Source organism: Clostridium frigoris (assembly GCF_018861865.1).
Classification (GTDB): Bacteria; Bacillota; Clostridia; order Clostridiales; family Clostridiaceae; genus Clostridium_AD; species Clostridium_AD frigoris.
In genome coordinates, this window is sequence record NZ_JAHLDV010000104.1 from 1 (window position 1) to 4,279 (window position 4,279).

A 4,279-nucleotide genomic window follows, 5' to 3' on the forward strand; every position below is an offset into this window, starting at 1 on the left:
ATATGTATCTTTGAATCCAATAAAAGAAGAAGAACTTCTTATTATAGAAGAGTCATCGTCATAAAAATGTTAGAAATAGAAATTGCGACAACTATGTTGACAAACTCCGAATTGATAGATTCCTTTTCATAAAAACTCCTTGCAGCATCATCTGAAATAGATAGGAGTTCACAATAATGTGACCAACTTATTCGTCCAGTCAGTGACTGGACACTTTTATACAATAAATAAAACTTTCTCATATTAAATAGATTGGAACGTGAAAATCCCTTTCCTAATTCCTTAGTAAGATATTTAGATAAATTCAAAATCAATTGTCTACTTGTTGTGTTATCAAATTTTTTATCGTGTTCAAACTCAACTATAATTTTTCCAATTTGCCAATAAGCTAAAAGTATCTCGTTATTTACCTACCTTGCAACATTCTCTCTTGCATTATTTATTATTTGCTTTATCTCTAATACTATTGTTTTATCTAAGCTACCTGACATAATCGTCCTCCGCATCCTCTATAATTTTCTCACTGTATAATACTCCTTCGTCGAATTAATTGTTAATAGGATTATAAAAACAAATTTCATACACTACTGTTGATTCCTACGTAGACCACTTTTCACCTTGTTTGTTTTTGCATATATTTGCACTAGCTATTAGTTTTCTAATTACCTTTATTATATCCTCTTTCCTTACCTTATGCACTATTTACATAAGCACTATAACTAAGATTCTATAAATAAAGATAAACCATCACCAAAAAAATTTCAATTACGAATTAACCATACCACTTAAAATCTTCCCTTCTAGTCCTCTTAAAACAGTTTCCACACCATTAACTTTTATAATATTTCCATCTACTATTTCTACCTTCACATCCCCAATAATATACTCCCTCACTTTATCTTTCTTACTAGTCTTTACATCCTTATCTTTATCTATTTTCTTGATTTTTATATCCTTATCTTTTGCTACCTTTTTTAATATTTTATATACCTGAAGTTCTAAGCTGCTTCCTACTTTTAGCTCATGAGTATTTTCTGCATTTTTCAAAAGATACAAAGTTGTATAAGTTACAAGTCTAGTTCCTGTTTGAATTGGGACTATGTTATCAACTTCTTCTATAGATTCTAAGTTAATTCTTAAATACATATCATCCTGCGTACCAGCTCTTGCTTTAAGCTCAGTGCAGTCTTTTCTCTTATATTCTAAACATTCTTTAATCTTTCCATAATATCTTACTCCACCCTCACCTTTGAAGCTTTCTATTGATTGGTAAAATGCTAAATACTCAACTGAGTCTCTAACCTCTTTTAATCTTGCTATTGGAATATGATAAAACAAATTTTCTTTATACTCTTTCAAATGCTCTTTATTCTTCACATTAACAATCATTACATTCAAATGCTTAAACTTACCATAGTCATCATATTCATCTATAACTACTCTATCATTTCTTGCATCGAGTGGGGATTGTTCTATTATTTTCTTTAACTGTTTTGTAATTAACTTAGTACTTCCCGGCAGCATAGGAAAAGCTCCTATATTAACTTCTCCTATACTCTTATAAAAGTTATGATACTTAAACTTCTCTTCATCTCCATAAGGAAACATAACATAAGCTCCAAAAGTATCATATTTAAATTGAACCTTGTTACTAAGCTTTGATACTATTGCATCCCTATATCTATGCATTACATTTATATCATCTTCAACTGGGCCTATGATTCCCTTCTCATCCACATAAATTCTATACTTGGCATCAAATATATAGATTCTATTGTCATCTTTATTATTTAGATTTCTAATATTAAGTACAGTATCTGGTCTTTGATTTGTCGTTGGAGATGAATATGACTTGTTATACCATAGCTCTAACCTATTCTTATTATTAGAATAAATCATCTTAGCCTGCGAATCCTGGGATAATGTTAAGTAGAAGCCATTATCCTTATACTTTAATATTCCGTATTCCTCTACCGAATAACCTAGATCACTTAGAATATGATGTATTTTCATATAACACCACATTTCATATAGCTGATACAGTTTTTTAGGAGTCATCTGATAAAGTCCATCTCCTAAAGCTAGTCCCTTACTTAGCATAATATACTTTTTGTAAACTTCTCTATAACCTGGAGCCATCTGAAAAACTAAGCTCATAGTCTTTTTGCCTGTAAGATTGCTAACATTACTAAATCCATTCTTTAAATGTTTGTTTAATATAGATATCTTATTTTTTAAAAACTTGTATAAATCCACTTTATGATCAGTATTATCAACATTGTTATTGGCTTTATTACTGATCATATTTATAACTATATTTTTCACAACAACATTTAGTCTTTTTATAATATTAGTTATCATGTACTTAACAAATCTATTTTCATATATATCTATAGTTGTGATTTTTCTTTTATCCACCACCATAGTTGCAATATAATTTTTATCTTTTCCCTTAATAAATCCCTTTTGATTTTCTACGAGAACTCCTGAATGTTTTCTTAGGTAAGCTATTGTATTACGTGAAGGTACCCTTGATTTTTCTACTCTTCTTATAGACTCTATAGTTTCTACATTATGCTTAGGATTTGATATAATTCTTTTGATAGCTCTTTCTAAATCATCAAATATACATTTCAGAATGCTAATAAATTCTGCATTGGTTTGATGCTTAGTATCCACCAGCCTAGTTTCTAAATAAGTTTTACCCATAAGTGCAAATGCTAAAGAATATATCTCGTCATTTACTTCATTCATAATATCCATATAATCCTTTTGATAATCAATTTTAGACGGAAACACTTCTATGTCTATAGATAATATATCTTTTCCATCTTTATTAATTATAAAATTAGACAAACCAATATCTGACGAAAAATCCACCATTCCAATGTAACAATTACTTATTTTTTGAAACTTATTATTAAAATTGCTACCCATGTGTATACTTCATAATTATAGTCATCTTATTTTCTAAAATTATCTGGAATGTAACATTTTCATTAAAACAGGGTTTAACTTGAGTTCCACTGACATTTATGATTTCGCTATTATCTGAAATGATTTTTGCTATAACAAAGAAAGTATTTCTAGTTTTTTTTAATACATCTCATATTTTAATGAAAAATGAATACAACCGTATGTATTTTTATTTGATTTATATCTACCAAGGATTTTTGACTCTTTGCCAATTACCCTAATTAGAAGCTACTAGCGAACTTATTTCCTTAGTCACCTTACATGACTCATTAGTAGATACATAGCAGTTATTTCTTTCTTGAATTAGATTTTATATATTTTTACCTTCTAGCACTTCCAATACTGCTTCAGCAATTGCTTTTCCTAGTAAGGGTGGAACTGCATTCCCAACTTGTTGGTATTGCGCATCCTTTGTACCTTTAAAAATATATGAATGTGGGAATGATTGCAATCTTGCAGCCTCTCGTATGCTTAATACTCTATCAACTTTGGGGTGAATGCACATAGATTTTCTTACATTGACAACAGTCCCGCATTGGGTGTCATACTTTAACCTTTTATATATAGTATCCTGTGTCCTTTTGGGGTTAGCATAGGTGCTTTGATTTTCTTTCTTTAAATTGTGAAAATTTTGACCTTCGGTTAACTGCCTAAACCTACTAATCGCTATTTGTCTTGAACTCGTTTTAGTATGATTATATATTTCTGTTAAAACAAAAAAGTATGAGGCATTTAGTATCTAAATCATTATTTTCTTTGTCATAATAGTTAACTGCTTGTTCTGGTTCAATTCCTCTAAATCACTAATAGCATTAATATCAATTTCTACTGTATAGTAATGAAAATTAAAAATTAATTAACTTAATTATTCTATGGCTCATATCAAACTAAATATCAGTAATGTCAAAAGAGTATTCCAGTGCTCATTAACTGGAATACTTCTTACACGAATAATTTATATGCTTTATTATTAATTGAATTATAATTACCTGAAGTAGCTCAGGAGACATAATAATAACTTGAAGTTGTTGTTTGCAACCTCCTCCAAACCCTAACCTATAACTTAAGTAAAGAAATATCTATTTTTTCACCCTTAAGATAGTACCCATACATATTAATTGCCGGTAATTGTCTAATTTGAATATGCTGAAGACCTAATTCATTTAACATTTCCATATTAGCATACCCTTTATCCCCTATGTGTTAAGATAGTTGTCGTAGAGAGAAATATAGTATATTATACAGTATAGGCTTTACGAAAGGGGAAAGATATCATGGTGAGTAAAATTGGGTATTCTGAAGA

3 protein-coding genes are annotated in these 4,279 nt (G+C 29.4%); all 3 read right to left on the reverse strand.

Going from position 1 to position 4,279, the window contains the following annotated elements; genetic code table 11:
• Positions 1–41: 41 nt before the first annotated feature.
• Positions 42–398 (reverse strand): DUF1016 N-terminal domain-containing protein, encoded by a 357-nt coding sequence (locus tag KPL37_RS20475; RefSeq protein ID WP_216151651.1) that lies wholly within the window; start codon positions 396–398, stop codon positions 42–44.
• A 367-nt stretch (positions 399–765) separates the two neighbouring features.
• Positions 766–2,937: a DUF2357 domain-containing protein gene (locus KPL37_RS19050; RefSeq protein WP_216151650.1), complete on the reverse strand. Its 2,172-nt coding sequence runs from the start codon at positions 2,935–2,937 to the stop codon at positions 766–768.
• A 349-nt stretch (positions 2,938–3,286) separates the two neighbouring features.
• Entirely contained in the window at positions 3,287–3,715 is a 429-nt protein-coding gene (locus KPL37_RS19055; RefSeq protein ID WP_216151652.1) for a DNA cytosine methyltransferase, read from the reverse strand.
• Between the last annotated feature and the right edge of the window lie 564 nt (positions 3,716–4,279).

Excerpts from the sequence above, each read along its gene's own strand:
- KPL37_RS19050 (WP_216151650.1), bottom strand. The coding sequence starts at position 2,937 with ATGGGTAGCAATTTTAATAATAAGTTTCAAAAAATAAGTAATTGTTAC.